Origin of the sequence: Stenotrophomonas sp. CASM114 (assembly GCF_049384325.1) — a bacterium.
GTDB lineage: Bacteria > Pseudomonadota > Gammaproteobacteria > Xanthomonadales > Xanthomonadaceae > Stenotrophomonas > Stenotrophomonas muris.
Window position 1 is genome coordinate 117791 of the sequence record NZ_JBMRGJ010000009.1, and the last position, 23218, is coordinate 141008.

The 23218-nt window shown below is 67.3% G+C and carries 17 protein-coding genes; 2 read left to right on the forward strand and 15 right to left on the reverse strand.

What is annotated here, in order from left to right; genetic code table 11:
* Positions 1-88: 88 nt before the first annotated feature.
* The 10 genes from VG566_RS11470 to VG566_RS11515 all read right to left on the reverse strand — a co-directional run bounded on the left by VG566_RS11470 (position 89) and on the right by VG566_RS11515 (position 14583).
* On the reverse strand, positions 89-1540 hold the full coding sequence (locus VG566_RS11470; protein ID WP_164110906.1) for an alanine/glycine:cation symporter family protein: 1452 nt from the start codon (positions 1538-1540) through the stop codon (positions 89-91).
* 10 nt (positions 1541-1550) lie between these two features.
* The gene (locus VG566_RS11475) at positions 1551-2543 is read right to left on the reverse strand and encodes a hypothetical protein (RefSeq protein WP_241884270.1); all 993 of its coding nucleotides are present in this window, start codon (positions 2541-2543) and stop codon (positions 1551-1553) included.
* A 256-nt stretch (positions 2544-2799) separates the two neighbouring features.
* Complete coding sequence (locus VG566_RS11480; RefSeq protein ID WP_241884269.1) at positions 2800-3636, reverse strand: TrmH family RNA methyltransferase; 837 nt, start codon at positions 3634-3636, stop codon at positions 2800-2802.
* Positions 3637-5148: an alanine/glycine:cation symporter family protein gene (locus tag VG566_RS11485; RefSeq protein ID WP_032957176.1), complete on the reverse strand. Its 1512-nt coding sequence runs from the start codon at positions 5146-5148 to the stop codon at positions 3637-3639. It abuts the gene before it with no gap.
* 180 nt (positions 5149-5328) lie between these two features.
* Positions 5329-5931 (reverse strand): GNAT family N-acetyltransferase, encoded by a 603-nt coding sequence (locus tag VG566_RS11490; RefSeq protein ID WP_075076060.1) that lies wholly within the window; start codon positions 5929-5931, stop codon positions 5329-5331.
* Positions 5924-9049, reverse strand: coding sequence for an efflux RND transporter permease subunit (locus tag VG566_RS11495; protein ID WP_111144194.1), 3126 nt, complete (start codon positions 9047-9049; stop codon positions 5924-5926). Before VG566_RS11495 ends, VG566_RS11490 begins: the two co-directional genes overlap by 8 nt.
* Positions 9046-10152 carry an efflux RND transporter periplasmic adaptor subunit gene (locus VG566_RS11500; protein WP_032957171.1) on the reverse strand — a complete coding sequence of 369 codons (1107 nt, stop codon included), beginning with the start codon at positions 10150-10152 and terminating at the stop codon, positions 9046-9048. The genes VG566_RS11495 and VG566_RS11500 overlap by 4 nt, the downstream gene beginning before the upstream one ends.
* Positions 10153-10428: 276 nt before the next feature.
* On the reverse strand, positions 10429-12492 hold the full coding sequence (locus VG566_RS11505) for a TonB-dependent copper receptor (protein ID WP_241884268.1): 2064 nt from the start codon (positions 12490-12492) through the stop codon (positions 10429-10431).
* A gap of 72 nt (positions 12493-12564) precedes the next feature.
* Complete coding sequence (locus tag VG566_RS11510) at positions 12565-12984, reverse strand: DUF2946 family protein (protein ID WP_164110913.1); 420 nt, start codon at positions 12982-12984, stop codon at positions 12565-12567.
* A gap of 615 nt (positions 12985-13599) precedes the next feature.
* Positions 13600-14583 carry a LysR family transcriptional regulator gene (locus tag VG566_RS11515; RefSeq protein WP_010481448.1) on the reverse strand — a complete coding sequence of 328 codons (984 nt, stop codon included), beginning with the start codon at positions 14581-14583 and terminating at the stop codon, positions 13600-13602.
* A gap of 209 nt (positions 14584-14792) precedes the next feature.
* On the opposite strand from VG566_RS11515, the gene cysK reads away from it, so the two are divergent.
* Entirely contained in the window at positions 14793-15752 is a 960-nt protein-coding gene (gene cysK, locus VG566_RS11520; RefSeq protein WP_014648230.1) for a cysteine synthase A, read from the forward strand.
* Between the two features lie 265 nt (positions 15753-16017).
* Positions 16018-16617, forward strand: a complete 600-nt coding sequence (locus tag VG566_RS11525; RefSeq protein ID WP_014648231.1) for an O-acetyl-ADP-ribose deacetylase — start codon at positions 16018-16020, stop codon at positions 16615-16617.
* A gap of 92 nt (positions 16618-16709) precedes the next feature.
* Here the strand turns inward: VG566_RS11525 and VG566_RS11530 are convergent, their stop codons facing one another.
* The 5 genes from VG566_RS11530 to VG566_RS11550 form a co-directional block, all read right to left on the reverse strand.
* The gene (locus VG566_RS11530; RefSeq protein WP_014648232.1) at positions 16710-17852 is read right to left on the reverse strand and encodes a hypothetical protein; all 1143 of its coding nucleotides are present in this window, start codon (positions 17850-17852) and stop codon (positions 16710-16712) included.
* Between the two features lie 129 nt (positions 17853-17981).
* Complete coding sequence (locus tag VG566_RS11535; protein ID WP_164111359.1) at positions 17982-18986, reverse strand: class I fructose-bisphosphate aldolase; 1005 nt, start codon at positions 18984-18986, stop codon at positions 17982-17984.
* A 225-nt stretch (positions 18987-19211) separates the two neighbouring features.
* A complete protein-coding gene (gene pyk / locus VG566_RS11540; RefSeq protein ID WP_049465592.1) occupies positions 19212-20678 on the reverse strand; it encodes a pyruvate kinase in 1467 nt (488 codons plus the stop codon).
* Between the two features lie 210 nt (positions 20679-20888).
* A complete protein-coding gene (locus tag VG566_RS11545; RefSeq protein WP_241884267.1) occupies positions 20889-21542 on the reverse strand; it encodes an HAD hydrolase-like protein in 654 nt (217 codons plus the stop codon).
* The gene (locus VG566_RS11550; RefSeq protein WP_049405010.1) at positions 21539-22714 is read right to left on the reverse strand and encodes a phosphoglycerate kinase; all 1176 of its coding nucleotides are present in this window, start codon (positions 22712-22714) and stop codon (positions 21539-21541) included. The genes VG566_RS11545 and VG566_RS11550 overlap by 4 nt, the downstream gene beginning before the upstream one ends.
* Positions 22715-23218 lie beyond the last annotated feature (504 nt).

Consider the following 23218-nt stretch of genomic DNA (forward strand, 5'->3'; position numbering starts at 1 on the left):
AAGAGCGGTGCGAACCGAGGTTCGCACCCACCCGGCAATGGCGTGGGTCAGAGCCCTCGCCTTGGCGAGGGATCTGACCCCGATCCTGTCAGCCTTCCCACACGCTCGTGTTGCGCACGCCCAGCAGTTTCGGGTTGAACAGCGGATCCTTGCCGGCCTGGCGATGCTGCTCGTAGTCGCGCAGTGCGGCCAGGGCAGGCCTTTGCAACAGCAGGATGGCGATGATGTTCAGCCAGCTCATCAGGCCGACGCCGATGTCGCCCAGCGACCAGGCCACCGTTGCACTGTTCACCGCCGAGTAGCCGGTTGCCGCCAGGAACAGCAGCTGGAAGCCGCCCATCACCCAGGGCGTCGGCCGATCACGGCACAGATAGCTGACGTTGGTCTCGGCCATGTAATACAGCGCCAGGATGGTGGTGAACGCAAACGGCAGGATCGCCAGCGCCACGAACGAACGGCCGAAACCCGGCAGCGTCGATTCCACCGCGTGCTGCACGAAGCGTGGCCCGGCTTCGACACCCGGCAGATTGCCCAGCAGCAGGCGCGCCTCATCCGGAATACCGTTCACCGCCGGGTCGTAGACGTTGTACAGGCCGGTGGACAGGATCAGGAAGGCGGTCGCACTGCACACCACCATTGTGTCGATGTAGACCGAGAACGACTGCACCAGGCCCTGCTTGACCGGATGCGAGACTTCCGCGGCGGCGGCCGGATGCGCACCACTGCCCATGCCGGCCTCGTTGGACAGCACGCCACGGCGCACGCCCCACTGGATGGCGGTGCCGATCATCGCGCCGAACGCCGCATCCACGCCGAATGCACTGCGCAGCACCAGCATGATCACCTCCGGCACCCTGTCCGCGTTGAGCACCATCACCAGCGCCGCGACCAGCAGGTAGGCCACGGCCATCAGCGGCACCACCCATTCGGCCACGCGCGCAATGCGCCGCACACCGCCGATGAGGATGGCACCCAGCACCACCAGCAGAACCGCCGTGGTGGTCATCACCGGCACGTCCCAGGCTTCGTTCACCGCACTGGTGATCGCATTGGACTGCGTGCCGGCCAGCATCGCGCCCGCCAGCACCGTCACCAATGCGAACAGCACTGCATACCAACGTTGGCCGAGGCCTTTTTCGATGTAGTACGCCGGGCCACCCCGGTATTGTCCTTTGCCGTCGCGCTCCTTGTAGATCTGCGCGAGCGTGGACTCGATGAAGGCGCTCGAGGCGCCGAGGAAGGCGACGATCCACATCCAGAAGATCGCGCCGGGCCCGCCGAAGGCGATGGCCATGGCGACGCCGGCGATGTTGCCCACGCCCACGCGGCTGGACAGCGAAAGGGACAACGCCTGGAACGGCGACACGCCGGCATCGGAGCGCTCATGGCGGAACATCAGGCGCAGCATGTCCGGCAATGCACGCAGCTGGATGAAGCGCGTGCGGACGCTGAAGTACAGGCCGGTGAGCAGGCACAGCACCACCAGGTAGGGGCTCCAGACGACGCCAAGGATCGCGTTGACGATGGATTCGATGTTCATCGGCGGCCCCTCAGAAGAACATGCCCAGGGCGACCTGGGGGCTGATGATGCGGCCGGTGTTGCGGCCGGCCACGCTGAACTCGACGCCGGCGATCAGGCCCAGTGACGGGCTGAAGTGGTACTCCACGGCCGGCGCCAGGGTGACGCTGCGGCTGGCCGGGCGATGCTCGTCGATGCGTTCGAAACCACCGCTGGCGTTGCGCGCGAAACCCCTCAGGCGCTGGCCGGTCTCGCGGCTGGCGGCCACTTCCATCACGCCCACCCAGCGCGGATTGAAGCTGTACTCGGCGCCGACCGACAGGCCCAGCACCGACCCCCGGGAGATGTGCCCCTGGAAGCTGTCGTCGGTGCCGTAGACGCTGGCCCCGGAGATCGCCGTCCGCGACGGCGCAGGCCCGGCGCTAAGCTGGGCACGCCAGCGCAGCGGGCGGTCGTTACCCAGCCAGACCACCTGCTGCACGCCCAATGCGGCAGTGGTGCGCTGCACACCGTCGCCCTGCGCATCGAGCGGATTGCCGGTGATGCGGTCATGGCTGCCGGTGCTGAAGCGCTGCACCAGCGCGACCGAGATGGCCGGACGCGTGCCATCGGCATTGGGCGCCTGCAACAGGTACTGCAGGCGCGCGGTGGTGTCACCGGCACGGAAACCACTGCTGCGCGCGCCGCCCTGTTCGGCACGCGATGCACTGAGATTGACCTGCCCCATCACCCGGTCGCTGAAGCCGTAGATGATCGGTACCACCGTTGCCCATGCGCCGCTGCGTTGCCCACTGCGGCGGCGATGGCCGCCATCGTCGTAATGATCGCGGCTGTCGATCCGCACCAGATAGGGTTCGATGTACCAGTTGCCCTGCGGCAGGCCAGCCGGGTTGGGGGTGATCAGCGGCCCGGTGAAGTTGACGCCGTCCAGGCTGCGTTCTTCGGCCAGCGCCGGCGAGGCTGCAAGCGCGCAAAGCACCAGCAGCGGGGATGCGCGCAGCGCGTGGTGTTGGATTCGATGCATGGAACCACTCCTGTCCGACGTTGGATGGAGGTCCACCGTGCGATGCAGGATGCGGCTCAACAATGAGACAAATTCTAAAAGTGCGTACTCATGCATCAAGCATGCTTGATGCAACCTGATCAGTCGCAATCAACCCATTTCTTGGACTGCACCTGGCGTGCGATCCGCGTGATCATGTCGATGCTCCGAGGGATCTGCGCAAAAAACCCGGCCACGAGGGCCGGGTTTCAGATCAACACGCGATGAAACAGCCGTGTCAATCGCCGCGGCGGCTCGCCCACTGCGCCAGCAGCACCGCCGTGGCCGAGGCCACGTTCAGGCTCTCCACCGCGCCGCTGCCGGGAATCGAGACCTGCAGGTCGCACGCTCCCGCCAGGCTGCGGTCCATGCCCTCGCCTTCGGCGCCCATCACATACACCAGGCGGGCCGGCAGCGAGGTGCGGAACACGTCATCACCGCCCTCCACCAGGGTCGCCGCCAGGCCGAAGCCGGCCGCACGCAGCTGCGTCATCGCCTGGGCGATCACCGGCAGCTGCACCAGCGGCACCGCTTCTGCACCGCCCTCGGCCACGCGCGCGGCGGCACCGGACAGCGCAAGCGTGCTGCCGGCCGGCAGCAGCAGCGCCTTGGCGCCGAAGTGTGCGGCCGAGCGCAGGATCGCACCGAGGTTGTGCGGGTTGCCCACGCCATCAAGCCACAGCGCCAGCGCCGGGCCGTCGCCGACCTGCTCCAGCCACTGCGCCAGCGGCAGCGCCGGTGCGCGCAGCACATCGGCCACCACGCCTTCGTGGTGGGTGGTGCCGGCAAGCTTGTTCAGATCGCCGTCTTCAACCACGCGATACCCCACGCGGTTGGCCACGCACCATTTCAGCAGCGGCTGCAGGCGCGGAATGCGCGCCTCCAGCAGGTACAGCTTGCGCAGCGCCTGTGGCCGCGCTTCGAACGCGGCCAGCACGGCATTCAGGCCGTACAGGCGCAGCTCGTCGCTGCCACCGCGCCCACCACCGCCCGTGGCCGGCACCTCCGGGCGCGGCAACGGCGTTGCGCGCGGCGGACGGGCGGACGGGCGGCGATTGTTCCAGGGGTTGTTCACTTACACACTCTCCTGCTTGCGCTGGCGCCAGAAATCGGCGTTCTTGATGCCCAGGGCATCAGGGTCGAACACCGGATCCAGGCCCAGCTTCTTCTGTCGTTCGTAGTCACGCAGGGCCAGCATCGCCGGCTTCTGGATGATGAGGATGGCAATGATGTTCAGCCAGGCCATCAGGCCGACGCCGATGTCACCCAGCGCCCAGGCCAGGGTCGCATTATGGAACGCGCCGAACACCACCATGCCGATGATGCCCAGGCGCAGCACCAGCACGGTCAGCGGGCGCTTCCTGTTGTGGTTCACATAGCTGAGGTTGGTCTCGGCCATGTAGTAGTACGCCATGATGGTGGTGAAGGCGAAGAAGAAGATGGCGATCGACACGAACGCCGAACCCCAGCCCGGGAGCACCGCTTCCACGCCGGCCTGGGCGTAGCCCGCACCTTCGGGAATGCCGGCCAGGCCCTGGAAGATCGGCGGGGCGCCGGCGCCTGCCGCCGAATACACGTTGTAGGTACCACTGGCCAGGATCAGGAACGCGGTGGCGGTGCACACCATCATGGTGTCGAAGTAGATCGCGAAGGCCTGCACGTAGCCCTGCTTGGCCGGGTGCGAGACTTCCGAGGCGGCCGCTGCATGCGGGCCCGAGCCCTGGCCGGCTTCGTTGGCATAGATGCCACGCTTGATGCCCCACTCCACCGCCAGGCCCATCATCGCGCCGAACGCGGCGTGGGTACCGAAGGCGCTGCTGAAGATGATGTTGAACATCTCCGGCACGCGGTCGTAGTTGATGATCATGATGACGATGGCCATCAGGATGAAACCGGCGGCCATGAACGGCACCACCACTTCGGCGAAGTTGGCGATGCGCTTGACGCCGCCGAAGATCACCACGCCCAGCAGCAGCGCGACCACGATGCCGATGCCCAGCTTCAGCGCCTGCACCGACTCCATGCCGAAGGCCTGGCCATCGAGCGGGCCGCACAGCGCGGTGCCACGGCAGGCGTTGATGATGCTGTCGGCGATGGCGTTGGCCTGCACGCCCGGCATCAGGAAGCCGGCGGCGATGATTGTGGCGATGGCGAAGGCCAGCGCGTACCACTTCAGGCCCATGGCCTTTTCGATGTAGTACGCCGGGCCACCACGGTAGCGGCCTTCGGCGTCCTTGGTCTTGTAGATCTGCGCCAGGGTGCATTCCACGTACGACGTGGACGCGCCGAGGAAGCCCATCACCCACATCCAGAAGATCGCACCAGGGCCGCCGAAGGCGATGGCCGTAGCCACGCCGGCGATGTTGCCGATGCCCATGCGGCCGGCCATCGACATGGCCAGGGCCTGGAACGAGGACACGCCGGCGTCGGATTTCTCACCCTTGACGGTGAGGCGGCACATCTCGAAGAAGCCGCGGATCTGCATGAAGCGCGTGCGCAGGCTGAAGAACAGGCCGGCGCCCAGGCACACGAAGATCAGTGCCTTGCTCCAGATGATGCTGTTGATGAAGTGTACGGTTGCTTCCACGCGCGCTCTCTCCAGTCGGCGGGTTGTAAGGACGTCCCGTCGGCTGGAAGGGACCGGTCGATTCTCCCTGATCGCAGGCCGCTGCGGTAGCGCTGTCTTGTAGAGCCGAGCCCATGCTCGGCTTGGGCCCCCGAGGGCAGCCGAGCATGGGCTCGGCTCTACAGCGGCCAGCCCGCGTGTTCAGGGCAGCTGGGTGCGTACCCGGGCGAAACGGCGAAGGTCGTGCAGCACGCCGCGCTTGTAGACCGCGCAGCGCTCCACGCCCTCCTCCTGGAAGCCGTTCTTCTCCAGCACCCGCGCCGAGCCGAGGTTGAAGTCGACGACCGTGGCCTGCAGCCTGAACAGGCGCAGCTCGTCCATCACCCACGGTGCGAACAGCCCGACCACACGGGTCATCACGCCGTGCCCCCAATAGGCCTGGCCCAGCCAGTAGCCCAGTTCGGCGGTGTGCCCACGCTCGGCCATGCCCTGCTGGGCAGCGACGCTGCCGCAGGCCTGGCCGTCGATCTCGATGGCCAGGTTCAGGGTTCCGGGGGCCAGCACGCGGCCGGCGAGGAAGGCCTCGCCATCGGTGCGCGTGTACGGGTACGGGAAACGGTCGCGCAGGCCGCGCGACACCTCGGGATCGTTGGCGTGGCGCAGCAGCGATTCCAGATCATCCGGGCGCCAGGGGCGCAGCTGGAAGCCGTCGCCTCGAAGTGGGGTCAGAGCCCTTTCCCTTTGGGAAAGGGGTCCGACCCCGTCAGCGAGGGACCCGATCCCGTCGGTGTGCCGGTCAGGCATGGCCGCCCACCGACGGCGATTCCGCTTCCTGCTTCTCCAGCTCGCGCTTCACTGCTTCCGGCGAACGGGTGTACGGGGCAAGCCGCGCGTAGAACGCCGGCACCACGAACAGCGACAGGAAGGTCGAGAGGGTCACACCGAAGATGATCACGATGCCGATCGTGCCACGGCTGGCCGAACCGGGACCACCGGCCACCACCAGCGGAATGGCGCCGACCACGGTGGCGATCGAGGTCATCAGGATCGGGCGCAGGCGCACCATCGCCGATTCAATGATCGCCTCGCGCACGCTGCGCCCATCGTCGCGCAGCTGGTTGGCGAATTCGACGATGAGGATGCCGTTCTTCGCGGCCAGGCCAACCAGCATCACGATGCCGATCTGGCTGAACAGGTTCACCGTACCGCCACTCACCCACAACCCGACCAGCGCGCCGAGCACGCCCAGCGGCACGGTCAGCATGATGGTGAGCGGGTGGATGAAGCTCTCGAACTGCGCGGCCAGCACCAGGTAGACCACCAGCAGGGCCATGGCGAAAGTGAGCAGCACGGCGCCACCGGCGCTCTGGTACTCGCGCGATTCACCCTTCCAGTTCACCTGCGCGTACTGCGGCAGCTCTTCCTGGGCCACGTTCTGCGCCCAGGCAATGGCCTCGCCCAGCGGATAGCCCGGCGCCAGGCCGGCACTGATGGTGATCGAGCGCAGGCGGTTGAAGCGGTTCAGGGTGCCGGCCTCGGCCACTTCGCTCAACGTGACCAGGTTGGACAGCGGCACCAGCTCGCCAGAGGTGGCGCGCACGCGGATCGCGGCCAGGTCGGCCGGGCTGGCGCGACCGTCACGTCCGGCCTGCACCAGCACGTCGTACTCCTCGCCATTGTCGACGAAGGTGGTGACGCGGCGCGAGCCCATCATGGTTTCCAGCGCCGAGCCGATCGCGGTGACCGGCACGCCGAGATCGGCCGCACGCTGGCGGTCGATGTTGACCCGCATCTGCGGCCGGGTTTCCTTGTAGTCCGAGTCGGGGCCGACCAGGCCGGGGTTGTCGGCCATGCGCAGCAGGATGCGGTCGCGCCACTGCGCGATCTCCGCGTACTCCGGCCCACCCAGCACGATCTGGAACGGCTGCCCGCCGCTGCGCACCAGGCCGCCACCGACCTGGGTACGCACACGCACGCCGCGGATGGTGTCCAGTTCCTTCTGCAGTTCGTTGGCCACGTCCGGCGTGGCCTCGCTGCGCTGGCGCCACGGCTGCAGGAAGATGCTGACGCGGCCGGTGTGCATTTCCTCGCTGGCACCGAAGCCACCGGGCACGCGCGGGTTGGCACGCACGATCGGCTTGTCCGGGCCGACATGCGGGGCCAGCAGCGCCTCCACCTGCTGCACCTGCTGCACGGTGTAGTCGTAGCCGGCACCTTCCGGGCCGTCGATCATGATCTGGAACGAACCGCGGTCTTCGGCCGGCGCCAGTTCCGAGGGCAGCAGCTTGAGCAGGCCCCAGCTGGCGACCAGCGCGGCCAGCATCACCAGCAGGTAGATCCAGGTGCGGTCGACGTGGTGATCGAGCACCCGCCCATAGGCACCCGCGAGGCGTTCCAGGTTGCGGTTGATGAAGCCGTGCAGGCCACGTGGCGCCTGCCCGGTGTGCGGCTTGAGCAGCTTGGAGGCCATCATCGGCGTCAGTGTGAGCGCCACGAATGCGGACAACGCCACGGCGGCGGCCAGCGCCACTGCCAGTTCGCGGAACAGGCGCCCGGTGTTGCCTTCCAGGAAGCCGACCGGCAGGAACACTGCCACCAGCACGGCGGTGGTGGCGATCACCGCGAAGGCGACCTGCGCGGTGCCGCGCTTGGAGGCCACCAGCGGTGGCTCACCCAGGTCGATGCGGCGCTGCACGTTCTCCACCACCACGATCGCATCGTCCACCACCAGGCCGATGCACAGCACCAGCGCCAGCAGGGTCAGCAGGTTGATCGAGAAATCGAACGCATACAGCGCGATGAACGCCGCGACCAGGCAGACCGGCACCGTCACCGCCGGGATCAACGCGGCGCGGAAACTGCCGAGGAACAGCCAGATCACCGCCAGCACCAGGATCATCGCTTCCACCAGCGTGGCGTAGACGCGGTCCACCGCCGCTTCGATGAAGGTGGTGTTGTCGAAGGCGACGAAGATCTGCGTGCCCTTGGGCAGGGTCAGCGCCACCCGCTCGGCTTCAGCGCGCGCGGTACGCGCCACGTCCAGCGAGTTGGCCGTGGAGGTCTTGACGATGCCCAGGCCGATGCCCGGTTCGCCGTTGCTGCGGTAGTACGCGCGGCGTTCGGCCGAGGCCAGCTCGATCTTCGCCACGTCGCCCATGCGCACCACGTAACCGTCGCGGCCCTTGCCCAGCGGGATGGTCGCGAAGTCTTCGGGCTTGATGTAGTTGCGCTCAACGCGCAGGGTGAAATCACGGTCGGTCGACTCGATGCGGCCGGCCGGCAGCTCCACGTTCTCGTTGCGCAGCGCGGTTTCCACGTCGCCGGTGGTCAGCCCGCGTGCGGCCAGCTGGTCCCGGTCCAGCCAGATCCGCATCGCATAGCGCTGGCGGCCGCCGATGCGGACCTGGGCCACGCCATCGAGGCTGGAAAAGCGATCGACCACGTAACGGTCGGCGTAGTCGCTCAGCTCCAGCGTGTCCATGGTCGAGGAGACCATGTTGAACCAGATGATGGGGTCGGCATCGCTTTCGACCTTGGCGATCTCCGGTGGCCGCGCCTCTTCCGGCATGCGGTCGGCCACGCGGCTGACCGCATCGCGCACGTCGTTGGCCGCCGCTTCGATATCGCGGTTGGAGGTGAACTCGATGCTGACCTGCGAGCGGCCGTTGGTGCTGCGCGCATTGATCGTATCGATGCCTTCGATGCCGGCCAGCGCATCTTCCAGCACCTGGGTGATGCGGCTTTCAATGACCGCCGCCGAGGCGCCGGTGTAGTCCACCGAGACCGAGACGATCGGCGGGTCGATGGCCGGCAGTTCGCGCAGGGTCAGGCGGGTGAAGGACATCACGCCCAGCACCAGCAGCAACAGGCTCATCACCACGGCGAACACCGGCCGCTGGATGGAGATGTCGGACAGCTTCATCCGCCGTGGCCCTCGGCCGCGGCCGGCGCAGCGTCTTCAGCGGGCTTTGCACCACTGGCGGGCGCTGCGTCCTTGGCGGCAACCTTCAGGCCCGGACGCAGCTTGCCGGTGCCATCGACCACGATGCGCTGGCCCGCTTCCAGACCCTGCCTGATCTCGACCACGCCGGCACGGCGCGCGCCGGTCACCACGTCCACACGCTCGACGCTGTCGTCAGCCTTGATGCGGTACACGAAGGTATCGCGACCGACCTGCACCACGGCGATTTCCGGAATCACCAGCGCCGGGCGCTCGGGGCGGAACAGGCGCACGTCCAGCAGCATGCCAGGACGCAGCGCATGGTCGCCGTTGGCAAAGTCGGCGCGCACGGTCACGGCACGGGTGGCCGGGTCGATGCGCGCATCGATGGTGCTGACCACGCCCTCGAAGGTGCGGCCCGGCCAGGCCACGCTGGTGGCGCTGACCTTGTCACCGACGCCCAGCGCAGCCAGTTCCACTTCAGGCACCTGGAAATCGATGTGCATGTGCTCGATGTCATCGAGCGTGGCGATGACCGTGGTCGGGGTCACCAGCGAGCCAGGGCTGACCTGGCGGATGCCGAGCACGCCGGCGAACGGCGCGCGCACACGGCGATCACCGATGTCTGCCTGCATCTGCATCACGCGCGCTTCGGCGGCATCGCGGATCGACTTCTGCGTATCCAGCGTGGCGCTGGACACCAGCCGCTGGGCGGCCAGCTCGCGCTGGCGCTTGTACAGCTGATCGGCTTCATGGAAGGTCGCCTGCGCCTGCACCAGTGCGGCCTCCTGGGCCTGCCCACGCAGGGTCACGATCGGCGCACCGGCAGCAATGTGCTGGCCGCTTTCGAAATGCACTTTCTCGACGATTTCGCTGACCTTGGCGGTCACGCTGATCGATTCGCGCGCCTTGGCCGTGCCAAGCGCCTGCAGGGTGTCGCTCCACTGACGGGACTGCACGACCTGCGCAGTGACCGGCACCGCTTCTCCCTGCCGACGCGCGGCGGCCTCCTGTTTGCCTGCGCACCCGGCCAGCACGGCCAGGCTGAGGCCAAGGGCCAGGGTCGAAGCGATACGAGCCAACATGAACGGTCCAAATTGATCCACGGCCGCCGAGTGTAGGCAAGTGCCCCTGAAAGCGGTATGTGCCAAGCGTTTACCGGCGTGGAACCAGGGCTGCGATAGCGCCTTGAACCCATTCCGTGCAAGGCTGCCATGGGCAGTGTCGGCGTGTATCGGGGTGTATCCCGTCGTGCACCACCGGGTCAGTCATCGTAGAGTCGAAGCTGCCCGACGGAGGGCGTCGGGCGGGGACGGATCCTGGCGGGGATCCGGCCCCGTTTTTTTTTTACACCCGGCGGATCAATACCGGTAGTTCAGCTTCATCCACACGCTGCGCCCCGGCTCGTTGATGCGCACCGGGTCGGCCGGGAACCCGAAGTCGGCGCTGCCGGCCAGGTTCAGGTGCTCGCTGTAGGCGCGGTCGAACAGGTTGTCGACGCCTGCGCTGAGCTGCAGCTGCGAACCGAAACGGTACGCCGCGTTGAGCGCGAAGGTGGCAAAGCCCGCGCTCGGCCCGAGATCCTGCGCGACCACGTTGCCCTGGCCATCTGCGACACGATGCTGGTGGGTCACCGCGCGCAGCAGCGCACCGGCGCTCCAGCGCTGGCCTTCCCAGTTCGCACTCAGGCGCGCTTCCAACGGCGGCATCTGCGGCAGCGGACGCTGCTGGTCGCGGTTCTCGCCCCAGGCATAGGCCAGCGTGCCACCCAGCTTCCACTGTTCGGCCACGCTCACTTCCAGCCCCGCCTCGGCACCGGCGATGCGCGCATCGACGTTGCTGGCCTGGCTTATCCCCATCGCGCCGCTGCGGTGGTAGGTGAACAGGATGTAGTCCTGGATCTGCCCGGCGTACGCCGAGACCCAGGCCTGCACGCGCGGTCCCTTGTACTGCAGGCCAGCGTCGAGCTGGGTGGTGCGCTCGGGCTGGATGCCGGCAAACGCGTTCACCGCATCGGCCGGGCCGTGGTCGGGCGAGAACAGCTCCCAGTAGTCGGGCATGCGTTCACTGTGGCCGAGGCCGGCGTACCAGGTCAGGCCGTCGGCCAGGTCCTGCTCGTAGCGCAGGAAGCCACTGCCGAGCCATTCCTTGCGACGCTGGCCCGCAGTCGGATTGGGCATGTTGCCCATCATTCCGCGGAGCGACTGCCGCTCGTCGCGCACGCTGGCGCGATCGATGCGCAGGCCGCTGATCCAACGCTGATCGGTGCCGGCGCCGAGGGTCAACTCGGTGAACACGCCATTGCGGCGGAAGTGGGCATCGGTCTCCCACGCCACCTGGCGATAGGTGCCGCGGCCCATGCCCATGCGCCCACGATGGCGGCTGTCTTCGCCGTCCACGCCCGCCACCAGCTGCACGTCCTGCCAGCGCCACTCGGAACTGACCCGGCCGCCCTGGGTACGGCGATCCACGTTCGAAGCCATCGGCATCGGCATCGTGCTGTTCGGGTTCGGCGCACGCAGCGTATAGTTGTCCATCACGTGATCGGCCTCGTTGTAGTACACGTTGGCCTGCACCGTGTCCCACGCACCCGGCAGGTTGCGCTTCTCGAAGCGCGCGGCATAGCTGGTGCGTTCGAACGCGGCCCCGTCCATGCCGCGTCCCGCATAGCGTGCGATCGCATCTCCGGCACCGGCAGAAATTTCCAGCAGCGTGTCGGCATCCGGCGTCCAGCCGATCGCCACGTCACCGTTCCACTTGCGCCACTTCGATGGCACCACATCGCCGTGGCCGTCCTTGTAGTCATCGGCTTCGGAACGGTTGCCACTGGCGCGCACATAGCCGGTCGGGTTGCCCAGGGTCAGGTCGAGCACCTGGTCGTTGCGGTTGCGCGAACCGACCAGCGCACTGGCATCGGCACGCAGGCCCGGCTCTTCGAAGCGCGGTGTATCGCGCTCGAAGCGTACGGTGCCAGCCGAGGCACCGGCGCCCCAGCGCACGCTCTGCGGGCCCTTGATGATGGTCAGCCGGTCGAAGCTTTCCGGCGCGATGTAGGACAGCGGATTGTCCATGCGCGACGGGCAGGCACCGATCAGGTTGCCGTCATTGCTGAGGATGTTCAGGCGCGAACCGAACATGCCGCGCAGCACCGGGTCACCGTTGGTGCCGCCGTTGCGGATGGCGGAGAAACCGGGAACGGTCTTCAGGTAATCGGCGCCATCACTGGCGGGTACAGGCTGCCGCGGCAGGCGTGGGTCGGTCACCCAGTGCAGTGGCGAGGACGGTGCGGCAGCGGTGACCACCAGGGTGTCGAGGGTACGCGCCTCTTCGGCGGGCGCAGCATGGGCGAGCGTTGCAGCTGCGGCCAGGCCAAGGGCAACCGGCAGGCGCGCACAGGCGCCCGCGGGGCGGGAAGTCATTTTCATCGGAACAGCTCCAAGGTACGCACGCGCGCACGGCGCCCGGTCAGGCGTCGTGCGGCAGATTCGACAGGGACATCAGCGAACGATGGAGAAAGGCGGCGGCCCACGCGCGGCATGCGCCGGCCAGCACAGCGCGGGCAGCACCTGCCGCGACCAGGGGAACACCAGCCGCGGCCGCCACAACAGCGGCAACAGCAGCACCAGCACGGCCAGCCACGGCAGCAGGCGCATCGCCAGCACGCAGTATTCGCAGGCTTCGCCGTGCATGGCGTGGGGATCGGCCGGTGGGGTCGGATCCCTCTGCCCATGCAGAGGGCTCTGACCCAATCCGGCACCATCATGCTGCATGTGCGCGTGGTCCATGCCGGCCATCGCAGCGTGGTCCATCGGCTGCGCCTGCAGCGCGCGGCTGACCAGCGGCGCAAGCACCATCAGCAGCGTCGCCAGGACGGCAAGCTGGAGCAGAAGGCGCTGCGGGCGGGACAGCCGGGTCATCCCGCTAGTGTAGAGCCGGGTCCAGGGTTCCCCGTGCGACGAACCGTCGCAGGAGGGGGTTTATCGGCAGGGCTGCGCCCTGCACCTGCAGAGGCCACGTCCACGGCAAGAGCCGAAGCAACAGCAAAAGCAAAAGCTGGCTTCCTGTTGAATGGCGGGGCGGGTCCGGTTGCGGGAGACGCCGTAAACCCATCCATGGGGGCTTGGCCGCGGCATCCATGCCGCGGACACTCCCGCAACCGGACCCACCCCGCCTTCGACAGTTTCCTGCGGTCTGTTGGAACGGCTTTGGGGTCAGATCCGTTTTCCGAAGGAAAACGGATCTGACCCCAGATGCATTTCGACATCTGACAGCTTTCATCCACGCATGGCGTGGATCTACCGTGTCGACCAAGGTCGACACCTACCGACAGCCACCGGGATCTGTCAGAGGTGGGGCGGTGTCGGAGTGCGGGGTGTCAGCCGCATGGATGCGGCTGCCAAGCTTACAGGGACGTACTTGCAGCGTCCCCGCACTCCGACACCGCCCCGCCAACCCACGGAATGCCGCTTCTGCTGTTGCTGTTGCTTGAATGATTCGGCGGGTGCAGGGCTGCAAGCCCTGCTCGACCAACCTCACACCGTGATGGTCTGGGTCAGTGATTCCCAGGTCGGTGGCACCGGCCACGCGGCCGCCTGGTTGCCATCCAGCACCCGCCGCAGGTCGCGCGGATCGATCTGCGGTGCCAGCACATGCACCAGCTCCAGCGCGTAATCACGCAGCACGCGGTCGCGCGGCAGCACCGCCCAGGCGATGCACTCGCTGATCGGGTCCGGCGCCGGCCACGACCTCAGGTCTTCGTCGTTGGAACTGACCGCCATTTCGGCCAGCAGGCCCACGCCCAGGCCGGTACGCACATAGGTCTTGATCAGATCGGCATCCAGCGCGGTCAGCGCCAGATCCGGCACCAGCCCGTTGGCGGCAAACGCACGCTGCAGCGACGAATTCGGGCGGGTCGAGGATTCGTAGCTGATCAATGGTTGCCGGGCCAGCGCGGCCAGGTCCGGTGCACGCCCGGCGCGGTCCAGCGGGTGGCCCTTGGGCACCACCACCAGGCGTCGCCAGCGGAACAGTGGCACCGCGATGCCATCGGTGGGCTCCCCCCCAGCGGTGCTGATGATGGCGATATCCGCGTCACCCTGGTTCAAGCGATCCAGCGCGTCGGCTTCACCGGCCTGCTGCAGGTGCACGCTGACCTGCGGGTAAGCCTGCTTGATCGCCGCCACCGCCGGCGGCAGCACGAAGCGCGCCTGGGTGTGGGTCGTGGTCAGGATCAGCTGGCCCTGGCTCTCGCGCCGCTGGTTGGCCGCGTAGGTGCGGATGTTGTTGGCCTCGGCCAGCACGGCGCGGGCGCGGGCGATCACCTCGGTCCCGGCCGGGGTGACCGACTCCAGGCTGCGGCCCTTGCGCACGAACAACAGGAAACCCAGCTCGTCCTCCAGCTGCTTGAGCTGCTTGGACAAGCCGGGCTGGGTGGCGTGCACGCGCGAGGCGGCCAGCGTGATGTTCAGCTCGGCGTCGGCGATGGCAACCAGGTAGCGCAGCTGGGTCAGCGTCATGGGCAGGCAGGCGGCGTGGGGCGGAGGTCCACTCTAGGGTCAATTGCCGTCACCAGCTTATAACCAAAGGTTGTTTAAGAAAGGTATCTGGTCATTTCCGGGCGTCATATGCCGGCGCTACGGTCAGCCGGCAGCCGCTGGCCTGAACGGCCAGCCCTCCCCCCTTCGCCCGCCGAAGCCCGGCGCGGCCCCGTTTCCGGAGCGCTTCCATGGCCCTGTACGACTCCATCCTCGACACCGTCGGCAACACCCCCATCGTCAAGCTGCAGCGTCTGGCACCGCCGCAGGTCAGCGTTTACGCCAAGGTCGAGTCGTTCAATCCGGGCGGCTCGGTCAAGGACCGCCTGGCTTTGGCGATCATCCTCGACGCTGAAGCGCGTGGCCTGCTCAAGCCGGGCGACACCATCGTGGAGGCCACCTCGGGCAATACCGGCGTGGCCCTGGCGATGGTCGCCGCAGCGCGCGGCTACAAGTTCGTGGCGACCATGGTCGAGACCTTCTCGGTCGAGCGCCGCAAGCTGATGCGTGCCTATGGTGCCAAGGTGATCCTGACCCCGGCTGCCGAACGCGGCAGCGGCATGGTGCGCAAGGCAGCCGAACTGGCCGAACAGCACGGTTGGTTCCTGGCCAGCCAGTTCGCCAACCCGGCCAACCCGGCCTATCACCGCAACACCACCGCCGCGGAAATCCTGCGCGACTTCGCCGGCAAGCGGCTGGACTATTTCGTCAGCGGCTGGGGCACCGGCGGCACGCTCACTGGTGTGGGCGAAGTGCTGAAGGTCGCGCGCCCGCAGACCCGCATCATCGCCACCGAGCCGGCCGGCGCCGCCCTGCTCAAGGGCGATGACTGGAAGCCGCACAAGATCCAGGGTTGGACCCCGGACTTCGTGCCGGACGTGCTCAACCGCGATGTGGTGGACGAACTGGTCTCGGTCGAAGATGACCGCGCGATCGCCACCGCGCGCCGCCTGGCCGCCGAGGAAGGCATCTTCGTCGGCATCTCTGCCGGTGCCACCGTGGCCAGCGCGCTGGACGTGGCTGCCCGCGCCGAACCCGGCGCGGTGATCCTGGCGATGCTGCCGGACACCGGTGAACGCTATTTCTCCACGCCGCTGTTCGCCGATGTCAACGAAGGCTCCGACGACGACTGGCTGGCCGGCCTGCCGTGACACCCGGGGTCAGGGTTTTTTCGCGCGGAAAAGGATCTGACCCATCCTGTTACATGCCCGGGGCCGGATCCCTTTTCCGCAGGGGAAGGGCTCCGACCCCGTTCTGCTTCAGCCTGCGTGAAGGCGTCGCCCGCCATCGTGCGTCAAGGCCGTCGGATCGCAGCGCGTGAGACGGTCATGACGCAGTATCGATGCCCTGTCCCCTACCGTGGGAACAGCCGGCGCAGATGCTGCGCGGATCACCTCACAGGCAGGAGACGGACGCATGAAGATCGAGGTTTGGCAGGGTGACATCACGACCCTGGCGGTGGATGCGATCGTCAACGCGGCCAACGAAACACTGCTCGGTGGCGGCGGTGTCGACGGCGCGATCCATCGCGCGGCCGGCCCCGCATTGCTGGCCGAGTGCGCGCAGTTGCCGGAGCTGCGCCCGGGCGTGCGTTGCCCGACGGGCGAAGTGCGCGCCACCAGCGCCCATGCGCTGCCGGCGCGCCATGTACTGCACACGGTGGGCCCGGTCTGGCATGACGGCCAGCGCGACGAACCGGCGCTGCTTGCCAACTGCTACTGGAAGTCGCTGCAGCTGGCCGAGTCGCTGGGCGTGCAGTCGATCGCGTTCCCGGCGATCAGCTGCGGTGTCTATGGCTATCCGCTGTACCAGGCGGCGCAGATCGCAGTGACCGAAACACTGGCGTGGCAGCGCAGCCATGCGCAACCGATGCGCATCGTGCTGGTGGCGTTCAATACCGCTACGGCCAAGGCCTACCAGCAGGCGTTGAGCGCCGCCGGGCAAAGCGCGGACAGCGAACCGCGCGGGTCGATGCTGCCGCCCCTGGGCGATGCGGGTTTTGCCGCCGCGCACTGAATCCCGGTGCGCGACGTAAAGAAAAAGGCCGGGCAGTGCCCGGCCTTTTCCGTTGCACCGTTGTGCTCAGCCACGCATGGCGTGGGTCACGCTCAACGGCTGGCAGCTTCCACCGCGGCGGCGTCATCGGCCACGGCGGCTGCGTCGGCTGCGGCGCGTGCCGCCGAGGCCGCAGCCCCATCGGCGCTGGCGCCATCCACCTGCACGCGCACTTCCACCATGCCCGCGCCATTGTTCAGGCTGGACACGTCGACCGTGTAATGACCGGCCGGCAGGGTCTCTTCCAGGCGCGAATTGGTGCCGTTGCCACCATCGTCGTCGGTCAGCTCGACATCGCCGCCGACCACGCGCAGTACGGTATCAACCTGGCTGGAAATCGCATCCAGGCGCACATCGGCCGGGCGGTCCAGCGACAGCAGGAAGCGGCGACGGCCATCGTTGTCGAGCATCGTGTACACGCTGCCCGACTTCGGCAGCGCCGTGCCATCGCGCTCGACCAGATTGCCGGGCAGCTCGATGCGGTTGGCCGACAGGGTGAACATGCCGCTGACGCCGTCGCCGAGGCCGCGCGCGGTCAGGGTGTACTTGCCCGGCTTCAGTGACAGGGTCAGGCGCGAGTTGGTGCTGTCGCCGCCATCGTCATTCTCTGCATCCACGCCCTGGCCCGACAGCTTCAGCACCGGATCGAAGACATCCGACACCAGGCGGATCTCGTACAGGCCGGCCTTGTCCACCTGCAGGGTGTAGTCCTGGGAACCACCGGCCAGCATGTCGACGATCTCGCCGCTGCCCGCCAGCGGCTTGCCGTCGTACGGCACCAGCTTCTCGGCGCGCAGGCGGTAAGGACCGTAGTCGGTCGAGCCGTTGGCGTTGACCGCCACCTGGTAGGTGCCGCCACCGTTGGCACGGAAGGCCACCGAGACGTCGCCTTCGCGCTCGTAGCCGGTGTTGCTGCTGGCCACCAGGCTGCCGTTGTTGAACACGGCGATCGAGCCGCTCAGCGAACCGGTCAGCTTCAGCCCGACCAGCTGCTTGTCTTCCAGCTTGATCTGGTAGAGCTGGTGGTGGCTGCCGTCGTTGTAGTTGATGCCGCTGCGCGAGGTGATCTCGCCGGATACCGGCTTGTCGAAATCGAGTGACGCGGCCTTGCCCGCGTCCGCGCCGCCGCCGATGCGGTTGCAACCGCTGGCGACCAGGACCGTGGCAACGGCCAGTGTGATTGCTGCCAAACGCATGTTGTTTCTCCTTGGCCTTCCATGTGGTTCCCGCATACCGGCCAGGCACGCGGGGGCGGAAAAGATACCCGCAAAAGCAAACGCCGGCGTGATGCCGGCGCTGCCTTGTTCATCCGGCGATGGGACGGATCAACCGTTCCACTTGCCCAGCGCGGCCAGGCCATTGTCCTTGGCGCGCTCGTACACCGTCTTCTGGGCAGCAGCGTAGTTGCCCTTCATGTCCCTGGCCCACAGCTTCAGCGCGGCCTGCTGCATGGCGCGGCCGTAGGAGAAGCTCAGCGGCCACGGCAGGTTGCCCAGCTGGTTCATCGCGTTCAGGTGCTCGGTGGACTGCTCGTCGCTCTGGCCACCGGACAGGAACACCACGCCCGGCAGGATCGCCGGCACGGTGCTCTTCAGGCACATCACGGTCGACTCGGCCACTTCCTCGACATCGGCCTGCTCTTCACAGTCCTTGCCGGAGATGACCATCGAGGCCTTCAGGATGGTGCCTTCCAGCAGCACGTTCTGCTGGTACAGCGCGTCGAACAGCGAGCGCAGGGTGGCTTCGGTGACTTCGTAGCAGGTTTCGATGTCGTGGTCGCCGTCCATGATCACTTCCGGCTCGACCATCGGCACCAGGCCGCATTCCTGGCACAGCGCTGCATAGCGGGCCAGCGCATGGGCGTTGGACTCGATGCAGGTGCCCGACGGGATGCTCTCGCCGATGTTGATGACCGCACGCCACTTGGCGAAGCGCGCGCCCAGCTTGTAATACTCCTGCAGGCGCTCGCGCAGGCCGTCGAGGCCTTCGGTCACCAGCTCGCCCGGGCAGCCGGCCAGCGGGTGCGCCCCCTTGTCCACCTTGATGCCCGGAATCATGCCGTGGTCGGCCATGTACTTGGCGAACGGCACGCCGTCCTTGGTCGACTGGCGGATGGTCTCGTCGTACAGGATGGCACCGGAAATGTGCTCGTTGAGCTTCGGCGTGGTCAGCAGCAGCTCGCGGTAGGCGCGACGGTTCTCCTCGGTGTTCTCGATACCGACGCCGGCGAAACGCTTGGCAATGGTAGCGGTGGATTCGTCGATCGCGATGATGCCCTTGCCCGGGGCGACCATGGCCTGGGCGGTTTCAGCCAGCTGTTCGATGCTCATGTATTTCCTGTGGCGGGTGCGGGAAAAACGTAAGTATAGCCCTGCTGCCCGTTGCCTCGCCGTGGAGGACAGGATGGAAACGCTTCCACGTCTACGCAGGACAAAGGATGTCCTGCGGCATGGGGTCAGAGCCCCTTCGGGGATCTGACCCCTGGTCAGTACGGGGTCGAATCCCCGCAGGAGGCTCTGACCCCGGATCGGCAGCGCCGACCCGACCGTCAGGGCTTACAGATCGCCCAGGCCGATGGCGCGACCGTCTTCGCCCACTTCCAGCAGGCGCAGGGTGTTGGTGGCACCGTGGGTTTCCATGTGCTCGCCGCTGGTAAACACAACGCGGTCACCGGCCTGCAGCAGTTCCGATTCGACCAGCAGGCGGATGCTGCCGCGCGCCGCTTCGCGCGGGGTCAGGCCGCGGCTGTCGAAGTTGATCGGGAACACATCGCGCATCAGCGCCATCTGGCGACGCGCACCGTCATGGCGGGTGACCGCGAACACCGGCGCCTTGGCGCGGAAACGCGACAGGTAACGCGCGGTGCCGCCGGATTCGGTCATGGCCACGATCGCGCGCACGCCCACATGCTGCGACAGGAACATGGTGGCCATGGCAATTGCCTGGTCGGCACGTTCCAGGTTGCGCGGCGAGGCGTTGAAATCGGTCTCGGTCTGGAACTGGCGCTCGGCACCCAGGCAGATGCGTGCCATCGCTTCCACCGCCTTGACCGGGTAGGCACCGGCGGCGGTTTCCGCCGACAGCATCACCGCGTCGGTACCGTCGATGACCGAGTTGGCGACGTCCAGCACTTCGGCGCGGGTCGGGATCGGGCTTTCCACCATCGACTGCAGCATCTGCGTGGCGGTGATCACCACCTTGTTCTGCGCCAGCGAGGCCTTGATGATCTTCTTCTGCAGGCCTGGCAGCTCGGCATCGCCGATTTCCACGCCAAGGTCGCCACGGGCAACCATCACCACGTCGCTGGCCTCGACGATTTCTTCCAGGTTCTCGATCGCCTCGGTGCGCTCGATCTTCGACACCAGCGCGGCATCACAGCCGTGCGAGCGGGCGATGTCGCGCGCGTCGTTCATGTCCTGTGCGTTGCGGCAGAACGACACGGCGATGAAGTCGACGCCGATCTTGGCGACGATGCCGATCAGTTCCTTGTCACGCTCGGTCAGGGCACCCAGCGACAGGCCGCCGCCCTGCTTGTTCAGGCCCTTGCGGTCGGACAACACACCGTCGTTGAGCACGGTGTTGACGATGCGGTCGCCCTGCACTTCCACCACCTGCAGCTGCATCAGGCCGTCGTCGAGCAGCAGCACGTCACCCGGGCCCACGTCCTGCGGCAGGCCGAGGTAGCTGACGCCCACCTGGCTGGCATTGCCGGGCCCGGCGTTCTCGCTGGCGATCAGGTCGAAGCGGTCACCCGCCTTCAGCTGCACCTTGCCTTCGGCGAAGCGCTCGATGCGGATCTTCGGGCCCGGCAGGTCGGCCAGGATGCCCACTTCCACGCCCACCCGGGCCGACGCGGCGCGCACTTCGGCGGCGCGCTTGGCCTGGCCGGACGGATCGCCATGGCTGAAATTGAGGCGCACCACGTTGACGCCGGCGCGGAACAGATCCTCCAGCACGCCCGGCGGGTCAGTGGCCGGACCGAGGGTGGCAAGGATCTTGGTGCGACGCTGACGCTCGAACATGGTGGATGGGCCTCTCCCGTTAAAGAACGGAAATTAGCACATCCTTCACGCCGCATGTATACGGTTACAGCCTTGTGCCGCCTGACTCCGCGGGTCATCGAACGGACATCATGCGGACATACGGTGGCGCAGGACGTTCTGCAGCGCCGAGCCCATGCCCGGCCGGGCATGCGCCAGAGCAGCCGGGCATCGGCCCGGCGCTACAGGAAGCTAGGCCAGCAGCGTTTCCAGCTGCGCCGGTTCGCGTGCCAGCTGGCCAGCGCCGGCCGCAGTGAGTTCCGCCTCACCACCAAAGCCCCACAGCACACCCACGCTGCGCAGGCCATGGTGACGCGCGCCTTCGATGTCCATGCGGCGGTCGCCGATCATCCAGCACTGTGCGGGCTGCACCTGCAGCCGGCGCAGAGCTTCCCCGACCAGCTCCGGCTTGTGGCTGCGCGAGCCATCCAGGGTCGAACCGATGATCTCCTCGAACAGCCCGCCAAACGGCAGGTGCGCAAGGATGCGGCGCGCATGCGGCTCGTTCTTGGCGGTGACCACCGCCAGGCGGTGGCCACGGCCATGCAGCGTGCGCAGCGTGTCTTCCACCTGCGGGTACACCGTGTGTTCGCGCCAGCCTTCGACGTCGAAGCGCTCACGGTAGTAGCCCACCGCCTGTTCCACCCGTGCCGGTTCGACGAACAGCGGCGCGAAGGTGGTGCGCAGCGACGGACCGATCCAGCCCAGCAGCGTCTCCTGCGGCGGCACCGGATGGCCCATCTTCTGCAGCGCATAGGCGATGCAGGCGGTGATGCCCACCTGCGAATCGATCAGCGTGCCGTCGAGGTCGAAGAACAGGACATCCCTGCTACGGTCGGCACTCATGCGCCGCGCGCGTCGAGCGCGGCGACGGCCGGCAGGGTCTTGCCTTCCAGGAACTCCAGGAACGCACCACCGCCAGTGGAGATGTAGCTGACCTGCCCGGCGATATCGAACTTGTCGACCGCCGCCAGGGTGTCGCCACCGCCCGCGATGGAGAATGCCGGCGAGCTGGCGATGGCGCGGGCCAGCGCTTCGGTGCCCTTGCTGAAGGCTTCGAACTCGAACACGCCGACCGGGCCGTTCCAGACCACGGTGCCGGCCTTTCCGATCAGCTGCGCGTACTGCGCAGCGGTCTGCGGGCCAATATCCAGGATCAGGTCGTCCTCGGCGACGGCGTCGACCGCCTTCACTTCGGCAACAGCGTCCGGCATGAACTGCTTGGCGGTGACCACGTCGACCGGCAGCGGGATGTCGGCGCCACGCGCCTTGGCATCGGCCACGATCTTCTTCGCGGTGTCCAGCAGGTCCGGCTCATACAGCGACTTGCCGACCTTGTAGCCGGCGGCAGCGATGAAGGTGTTGGCGATGCCACCACCAACGATCAGCTGGTCGACCTTGCCGACCAGGTTGGCCAGCAGTTCCAGCTTGGTGCTGACCTTGCTGCCGGCAACGATGGCCAGCAGCGGCTTGGCCGGTGCGTCCAGCGCCTGCGCCAGCGCGTCCAGCTCGGCCATCAGCAGCGGGCCACCGGCCGCGACCGGGGCGAAGCGGATGACGCCATGGGTCGAGGCCTGCGCGCGGTGTGCGGTACCAAAGGCATCCATCACGAACACGTCGCACAGGGCGGCGTACTTCTTCGACAGGGCCTCGTCGTCCTTGCCCTCGCCGACATTCATGCGGCAGTTTTCCAGCAGCACCAGCTGGCCCGGCTGCACGTCGACGCCGTCGACCCAGTCACGCACCAGCGGAACCTCGCGGCCGAGCAGCTCGGACAGGCGCTGGGCGACCGGCGCCAGCGACTCCGCTTCGCTCCACACGCCTTCCTTCGGGCGCCCCAGGTGCGAGGTGACCATCACCGCCGCGCCCTGCTCCAGCGCGCGCTTGAGCGTCGGCAGCGAAGCGGTGATGCGCTGTTCGGAGGTGATGCGGCCATTCTCGATCGGCACGTTCAGATCCTGGCGGATCAGCACGCGCTTGCCGGAGAGGTCGAGGTCGGTCATGCGGACGATGGACATGGGCAACTCTTTGGCTCAGGGACGGGATGCCGGGCTACGGCAGGCGGCCATTGTATCGGGTGGCGATGCCTGCGGCAGGCAGAGGCGTACGGCAACAGCGAACTGCAACAGCCAAAGCGCTGGCGCATCTTGGTGCTGAGGGTGAGCCGGGGTGCTGTGGGGTGGCAGGGGACGCCGTAAACCCGTCCATGGGGGCTTGGTCGCCGCATCCATGCGGCTCACACCCCTGCCACCGCACACCATCCCGGCCTCGACAGGTTCATGAGGCGGAGCGGATGGCAAAGGCAGGAGCAAGAGCGGTTTCTGATGTCGGAGAAACCAATGTAGAGCCGAGCCCATGCTCGGCTGGGTCTACCGCGAGCAGCAGCCGAGCGTGGGCTCGGCTCTACAAAGAGCGCCCAGCCAAGCAGCTTTTGCTCTTCTTTTTTTCTTTCCGTGGGTGGACGCACACGGAAACTGTCAGAGGCCGGGCGGGTGGGGTGGGCAGGGGGATCCGCGCCATTG

Excerpts from the sequence above, each read along its gene's own strand:
- VG566_RS11470 (WP_164110906.1), bottom strand. The coding sequence starts at position 1,540 with ATGAACATCGAATCCATCGTCAACGCGATCCTTGGCGTCGTCTGGAGC.
- VG566_RS11475 (WP_241884270.1), bottom strand. The coding sequence starts at position 2,543 with ATGCATCGAATCCAACACCACGCGCTGCGCGCATCCCCGCTGCTGGTG.
- VG566_RS11490 (WP_075076060.1), bottom strand. The coding sequence starts at position 5,931 with ATGCCTGACCGGCACACCGACGGGATCGGGTCCCTCGCTGACGGGGTC.
- VG566_RS11495 (WP_111144194.1), bottom strand. The coding sequence starts at position 9,049 with ATGAAGCTGTCCGACATCTCCATCCAGCGGCCGGTGTTCGCCGTGGTG.
- VG566_RS11500 (WP_032957171.1), bottom strand. The coding sequence starts at position 10,152 with ATGTTGGCTCGTATCGCTTCGACCCTGGCCCTTGGCCTCAGCCTGGCC.
- VG566_RS11505 (WP_241884268.1), bottom strand. The coding sequence starts at position 12,492 with ATGAAAATGACTTCCCGCCCCGCGGGCGCCTGTGCGCGCCTGCCGGTT.
- VG566_RS11510 (WP_164110913.1), bottom strand. The coding sequence starts at position 12,984 with ATGACCCGGCTGTCCCGCCCGCAGCGCCTTCTGCTCCAGCTTGCCGTC.
- VG566_RS11515 (WP_010481448.1), bottom strand. The coding sequence starts at position 14,583 with ATGACGCTGACCCAGCTGCGCTACCTGGTTGCCATCGCCGACGCCGAG.
- cysK (WP_014648230.1), top strand. The coding sequence starts at position 14,793 with ATGGCCCTGTACGACTCCATCCTCGACACCGTCGGCAACACCCCCATC.
- VG566_RS11525 (WP_014648231.1), top strand. The coding sequence starts at position 16,018 with ATGAAGATCGAGGTTTGGCAGGGTGACATCACGACCCTGGCGGTGGAT.
- VG566_RS11530 (WP_014648232.1), bottom strand. The coding sequence starts at position 17,852 with ATGCGTTTGGCAGCAATCACACTGGCCGTTGCCACGGTCCTGGTCGCC.
- VG566_RS11535 (WP_164111359.1), bottom strand. The coding sequence starts at position 18,986 with ATGAGCATCGAACAGCTGGCTGAAACCGCCCAGGCCATGGTCGCCCCG.
- pyk (WP_049465592.1), bottom strand. The coding sequence starts at position 20,678 with ATGTTCGAGCGTCAGCGTCGCACCAAGATCCTTGCCACCCTCGGTCCG.
- VG566_RS11545 (WP_241884267.1), bottom strand. The coding sequence starts at position 21,542 with ATGAGTGCCGACCGTAGCAGGGATGTCCTGTTCTTCGACCTCGACGGC.
- VG566_RS11550 (WP_049405010.1), bottom strand. The coding sequence starts at position 22,714 with ATGTCCATCGTCCGCATGACCGACCTCGACCTCTCCGGCAAGCGCGTG.